Origin of the sequence: Campylobacter sp. 2018MI34, from assembly GCF_016598975.1 — a bacterium.
Taxonomy (GTDB): Bacteria; Campylobacterota; Campylobacteria; order Campylobacterales; family Campylobacteraceae; genus Campylobacter_D.
The window spans coordinates 156,718-163,084 of the sequence record NZ_JAENKS010000001.1; the positions used below are offsets into that span (position 1 = coordinate 156,718).

Annotated in this window: 5 protein-coding genes and 1 pseudogene; 2 read left to right on the forward strand and 4 right to left on the reverse strand. The window is 28.3% G+C overall.

All coding sequences use genetic code 11. The features are described 5' to 3' along the window. Window positions 1-41: 41 nt before the first annotated feature. Together recJ and JG676_RS00925 are read right to left on the reverse strand one after the other, a co-directional pair. Window positions 42-1,613: a single-stranded-DNA-specific exonuclease RecJ gene (gene recJ / locus JG676_RS00920; RefSeq protein ID WP_200217043.1), complete on the reverse strand. Its 1,572-nt coding sequence runs from the start codon at window positions 1,611-1,613 to the stop codon at window positions 42-44. After that, on the reverse strand, window positions 1,600-3,237 hold the full coding sequence (locus tag JG676_RS00925; RefSeq protein WP_200169144.1) for a CTP synthase: 1,638 nt from the start codon (window positions 3,235-3,237) through the stop codon (window positions 1,600-1,602). Before JG676_RS00925 ends, recJ begins: the two co-directional genes overlap by 14 nt. Window positions 3,238-3,341: 104 nt before the next feature. On the opposite strand from JG676_RS00925, the gene JG676_RS00930 reads away from it, so the two are divergent. Both JG676_RS00930 and thyX read left to right on the forward strand, forming a co-directional pair. Further along, complete coding sequence (locus tag JG676_RS00930; protein WP_200217044.1) at window positions 3,342-5,246, forward strand: motility associated factor glycosyltransferase family protein; 1,905 nt, start codon at window positions 3,342-3,344, stop codon at window positions 5,244-5,246. Between the two features lie 24 nt (window positions 5,247-5,270). Beyond that, window positions 5,271-5,894 (forward strand): FAD-dependent thymidylate synthase, encoded by a 624-nt coding sequence (gene thyX, locus JG676_RS00935; RefSeq protein WP_200217045.1) that lies wholly within the window; start codon window positions 5,271-5,273, stop codon window positions 5,892-5,894. 31 nt (window positions 5,895-5,925) lie between these two features. On the opposite strand, the pseudogene JG676_RS00940 reads toward thyX, so the two are convergent. Together JG676_RS00940 and JG676_RS00945 are read right to left on the reverse strand one after the other, a co-directional pair. Then, window positions 5,926-6,216, reverse strand: a pseudogene (locus tag JG676_RS00940) (Na+/H+ antiporter NhaC family protein); the annotation flags it as partial. A 12-nt stretch (window positions 6,217-6,228) separates the two neighbouring features. Then, window positions 6,229-6,357, reverse strand: a complete 129-nt coding sequence (locus JG676_RS00945) for a Na+/H+ antiporter NhaC family protein (protein WP_373563783.1) — start codon at window positions 6,355-6,357, stop codon at window positions 6,229-6,231. Window positions 6,358-6,367 lie beyond the last annotated feature (10 nt).

Consider the following 6,367-nt stretch of genomic DNA (forward strand, 5'->3'; position numbering starts at 1 on the left):
GTATATTAGACTATATTAACAAATAATAAATAAAAGTTAAATTAAAAAATTTCTTTAATGATAAATTGAGGAACTATTAAACCTCTGTATTCATTCTTTGAAATACTTCCAACTAAGGTAATTTTTTCATTTAAATTTGGTTCTTTGTCAAAATTAAAAAATAAAGCTTCCAATGTTTTGTTGTTTTTATTTAATATAAGTTTTAAATGTTTTTCTTCTTTTCCTATTAGTTTTTTATTTTTAACATTTAAATTTTCTAAAATGAAAAAAGGTCTTGGATTTTTATATCCAAAAGGCTCAAAAGATTCTAAAATTTCAAGCATTTCAAAATCAATTTCAAAAGGATCTAAAATTCCTAAAATTTCATCTGCATCATTAAATTCATTTTTGGGAATTTTAAGACATTCTTCAAAGATTAAAGTTCTAAATTCATTTAAATGCTTAAAATCAAGGCTAAATCCAGCTGCACCTTTGTGTCCTCCATAGCTTTCAAGCAAGAAATTTACTTTTGTGATTAAAGATAAAATATCTATTTTTCCAACGCTTCTAGCACTACCTTTGAGTTTATTTTCATTTTTTGAAAATACAAAGGCTGGTTTTTTAAAATGTTTAGCAAGACGACTAGCAACTATCCCTAACACCCCTTCGTGCCAGTTTGCCCCTCCTACTATGATGCAAGCATCTTTTTCATCAATTTGTTTTAGAGATTCTTCAAAAAGCTGTTTTTCTTCATCTTTTCTGTTTTCATTGAAATTAACAATTTGTTCTAAATAATTTTGCGCTTCTTGTAATTTTTTAGTATGTAAAAAATGATAAGAAATGCTAGCATCATCCATTCTTCCAGCGCTATTGATAAGGGGTGCTATTAAAAAACTTATATTATCAAGTCCAAATTTATCTTTTTGATAGTAAAGTTTTATCGCTTTAAAGGCAGCTCTATTTGATTTGTTTATATATTTTATTCCTTTTCTAACAAGAGCACGATTTAAATCTCTAAGTTCCATCATATCAGCAATAATTGCGATAGCTAGAAGTTCTATAAATTTAGATAAATCATATTTTATTTTGCAAACTTCTTTTAAGGCTGCAACTAGATACCAAGCTACTTGTGCGCCACAAATTTCTATATTAGGGAATTCGCAATCTTTTTGTTTTGGATTTATGATAGCAAAGGCATCAGGTAGAGTTTGTAAAGGCGTGTGATGATCGGTTATGATTAAATCAATATTTTTTTCTTTACAAAGTTCGGCGGCATCAATAGCAGCTATACCATTATCAACGGTTATAATTAAATCACAATCTAATTCTTTAATGATTTCTTCATTAAGTCCATAACCATCTTTAAAACGATTGGGAATTTTGACTATATAATCAAAACCAAGATCATCAAAAAATTCAGATAGTATTACACAAGAAATAATTCCATCGACATCATAATCACCTACTATAGCAACTTTTTGATTTTTTTCTATAGCTTCTTTGATACGATTTGCCCCTTTATAAATATCTTTTAAACAAGAAGGCAAGGGCAAATCGCATAATTTCTTATGCATATCATTTTCAAAACGCAGTTTTAAAATTCTTTTTATATCTTCTTTATTAATTGTATTCATTGCTTAATGCTGCTTTTATAAATCCACAAATTACGGGATTTGCATTTTCAAGCCTTGAAGTAAATTCAGGATGAAATTGCACTGCTAAAAAGAAAGGATGATTTTTAAGCTCTATAGCTTCAATAAGTCCTTTGTTTTCACCACATATAATAAGTCCTTTATCCTCATACATTTTTTTATATTTTGGATTAGCTTCATAACGATGTCTATGTCTTTCTTTGACTGATTTAGCATTATTGTAAATTTTGCTTAATAAGCTATCTTTTTTTATCTCACATTCATAAGAACCAAGACGCATAGTTCCGCCTAATGGAGTTTTGCTTGTTCTAATTTGTTTGGTTCCATTAGAATCAATAAATTCATCGATCAAATAAACAATAGGATTTTGACATTTTTCATCAAATTCGCTTGAATTAGCATCTTGTAATTTTAAAACATTTCTTGCAAATTCAATTAGGGCAAGTTGCATTCCAAGACAAATTCCTAAAAAAGGGATATTATGTTCTCTTGCGTAATTTATTGCTTTTATTTTGCCTTCAACCCCTCTATAACCAAATCCACCAGCGACTAAAATTCCATTTACATCTTTTAAATCTTCTAAAGAATCTAAATTTTGCAATTTCTCACTATCTATCCATTTGATATTAACCTTAGTATCAAGTGCTGCTCCAGCGTGAATTAGTGCTTCTGTTAAACTTTTATAGCTTTCTTTAAGATCAATGTATTTTCCAACAAAAGCAATTTTTACTTCATTACTTGGAGCAATCACTCTTTTAACAAGATTATTCCAATTTTCCATATCAGGTTTTAAATTTTTAAGATCTAAAATGTTTGCAATAGCACTTAAAATATCTTGTTTTAAAAAATTAAGTGGGATTTGATAAATGCTTGTAGCATCAATGCTTTCTATAACGCAATTTTTTTCAACTCCACAAGAAATAGCTATTTTATTTTTTAAATCTTTATCAAGAGGTTTTTCACTACGGCAAATAATCATATCAGGACTTATACCTATACGACGCAATTCTCCCACGCTATGCTGAGTAGGTTTTGTTTTAAGTTCTCCAGAAGCTTTGATAAAAGGTACAAGAGTAAGATGAATATTCATAGCATTATTTTTGCCTACTTCAAGCTTTAATGCGCGTATGGCTTCTAAAAAAGGCAATCCCTCTATATCTCCAACGGTTCCTCCGATCTCTACAATGAGTATATCTTTATTTTTCCCTGCATTTTTTATTCTATCTTTGATTTCATCTACTATATGAGGAATTACTTGTATAGTTTTTCCAAGATACTCCCCGCGTCTTTCTTTTTCTATCACGCTTTGATAAACACGTCCTGTTGTAAAATTATTACTTTGAGACAAACTTTCATCTAAAAAACGCTCATAATGTCCTAAATCAAGATCGGTTTCAGCTCCATCATCTGTGACAAAAACCTCTCCGTGTTCAAAAGGACTCATTGTTCCAGGATCTACATTGATATAAGGATCAGCTTTTAAAATTCCTATATTAAGTCCTGAATTTTTTAAGAGTGTTCCAATGGATGCTGCGGCTATACCCTTGCCTAAAGAGCTAAGAACTCCCCCTGTTACAAAGATATATTTTGTTTGTTTTAGCTTCATTCATTTACCTTAATTTTTTGTTTTATTATAACCCAAAAAAACTTTTTGTTTTATTATTTATAAAGTAATTTTGTGTAAGAATTTATAATTTTTTAAGGTAAAATATGAAATTTACAAATACCCAAAAAGCCCTTTTTAATAAAAATCTAAAAGCTTTGCAAAATCCTATTTTAAAACAAGATTTAAACCAGCTTAAAGTTTCTAAATTTAAGATTGTTTTAGGAGAGCATAATTTAGATATCAACCTTATGGGGGGGGGTGAGAGTCTTTATAAAAATGTTTTAAGCGAAATTAATGAAAAGCTTTTAAAATATCAAAATCATTTTGCACTTTATCCTATACTTTATTTTTATGGTTTTGGAAATGGGGTTTTGCTCCAAGCTTTGCTTCAAAATTTAAATCATAAGCATATTATCGTTTTTGAAAAAGAATTAGAAATTCTTTATATAGCATTTCATTTATTTGATTTTTCAAATTTTTTAAAAGAGCAAAGATTAATCATTTTTTATACTAATAAAATGAGTGCAAATGATTATGCTAATTTTTATTCTATTCCTATTTTTATAAGATATGCAAAGGTTTATCATTTAGAATTAATGAGCGCGTATTATTTTAAATTTCAAGAAGATATTTTAAAAGTCAATGAAACTATAATGTCTTATTTAAAAAAAGAGATTTTAACCAATGGAAATGATCCAAAAGATGTTTTAATGGGTTTAGAAAATTTTATAATTAATTTGCCTAAAATGATCACACATCCTAGTTTTAAAAATCTCACTAAAGAACGTTTTAAGTTTTTTGAAAATGCTATTATAGTATCAACCGGACCTAGTTTAACAAAACAACTTCCTTTGCTTAAAGAAAATGCCAAAAAAGCTGTAATTTTTTGTGCTGATAGTGCTTATCCTATTTTGGCTAAAGAGGGTATTAAGCCTGATTATGTTTGTATGGTAGAAAGAACTGATTTTACGGCTGAATTTTTTAACAATGATTTTAAAGAATTTGATAAAGATATAACTTTTATTTTAGCAGGAGTAGTATCTCCTAAGGCTTGTGAATTTTTAGAAAAAAATAATCGTTCATTTATGCTTATACCAAGAGATTATCTTTTTGCTTTTTATCTTGATTTAAAACCTTTTTCTTATGCTTTTTATTCTGTTAGTGTGGCGCATTTATCTTTTGTGATGGCTTTAAATTTAGCTTTTAAAAATATTATTTTTATAGGTCAAGATTTAGCTTTTAATGATGAAGGGGATTCTCATCCAAAAGATTATAAACATTCTGCAAAATATGAAAGTGGTTATTATTGCGGTTTAAAAGCCTTAGCTTATGGTGGAAAAACACAGGCTAAAACCCAAGAGGCGTGGGTTTATTTTAAGCAAGTTTTAGAACAAATGATCAATGAAGCAAAAAGTTATGGTATAGAAGTTTATAATGCTACTGAGGGTGGATTAAGGATAGAAGGAAGCATAGAAAAACCTTTTGCTTTATGTATTAAAGAGCTTTTAAAAGATGCAAAAAAACCTTATTTGCCTTTGGGTGTATTAAGTTTTGCTAAACAAAGTGAGTTTTTGTTGAAAGCTTTTGTAAAAATTATAAAAAGTATAAAAAATTGTAAAAAATTTATTGATAAAATCAATCAAAAGATAAATCACATAGAACAAAATAATGTTGATTTAGAATGTGCAAAAAAGATAATCAAAGATTTAGAAAATTTAAAACAAGAATTATTTAATTTTAAAGATCTTTTAGAGCTTTTACAACCCAGTTCTTTTCAACTTGAACTTAGTTTGGCTAAAATTTCTGTGATAAATGTTAAAAATGAAGAAGAACTTTTGAGTAAAAATTTACTTTTTATTAGAGAATATATGGAGTATTTTAGATTGGTTGAGGGTTTATTAAGTCTTCAAAAACAAAGTTTTTTAAAATGTATTTTTGCATTAGAGAATGAACTTATAAAAAGAGGTTTTGAAAATAAAATTGTAAAAATAAAAGATAATATATGTTAAAATTCCAAAAAATAAGGAGTTTTTATGCAAATTACTTTACTTCATCATACCCCACTTTTTGTGTGCTCTCATGCCACTAGAACCTGTTGGCAAAGTTTTGAAAAAGGTGATTGTGGAGGAGAAAAAGATAAAGAATTAATCAATCGTGTAGGCAATCAATTTAAACATTCTTCTACTTTAGAGCATTTAAACTATACTTTTTATATACAAGGGATTTCTAGAGCTTGTTTGCAAGAGGTTGCACGCCATCGTCATACTAGTCCTAGTGTGAAAAGCACACGCTATACTTTAAAAGAACTTAGAAATGAAGATGAATTTAAAATAGGAGATTTTGAAAATGCAAGCCGTTATCTCGTGCTTTGTAGCAACGAAGAGGTAGATAATGCTAGTATAAAGGCTTTAGAAAATTTACGTCTTATTTTGCAAAAGAGTATTAGCTTAGATATTGCTAAATATTGCCTACCAGAAAGCTATAAAACAGAGCTTACTTTAAGTATCAATGCAAGAAGCTTGCAAAATTTTATCACTCTTAGAAGTTCAAAATCAGCTCTTTGGGAGATAAGAAATTTGGCTAATGCTTTATTTAAAGCTTTGCCAGATGATCATAAATTTATATTTGAGCATTGTTTATATAAGGAAGAGAAATAATTAATGCTTTTAATTAAAAGCATTAAAATTCCTAAAATAATGCTATCACACTTCCAATAAACAATAAAGTTCCATTATAAAAGATAAAAGTAGGGATACAAGTATCTTTAATGTGATCGTGTTGTTTATCAGCATTAAGTCCTACACTAACACCCATTGTAGTTTCACTTGCTGGACTTCCTGCATCACCAAGTGCTCCTGCAACTCCTATTATAAAGACTATTAAAGCAAGAGAAAAATTTAATTCTAAACAAATAGGAACAAAAAGAGTTGTGATAATAGGTATAGTTCCAAAAGAAGTTCCTATACCCATTATAAAAAGTTTCTAAAAATTCTATAAAAAGAGTGCTATCACACTTCCAATAAACAATAAAGTTCCATTATAAAAGATAAAAGTAGGGATACAAGTATCTTTAATGTGATCGTGTTGTTTATCAGCATTAAGTCCTACACTAACACCCATTGTAGTTTCA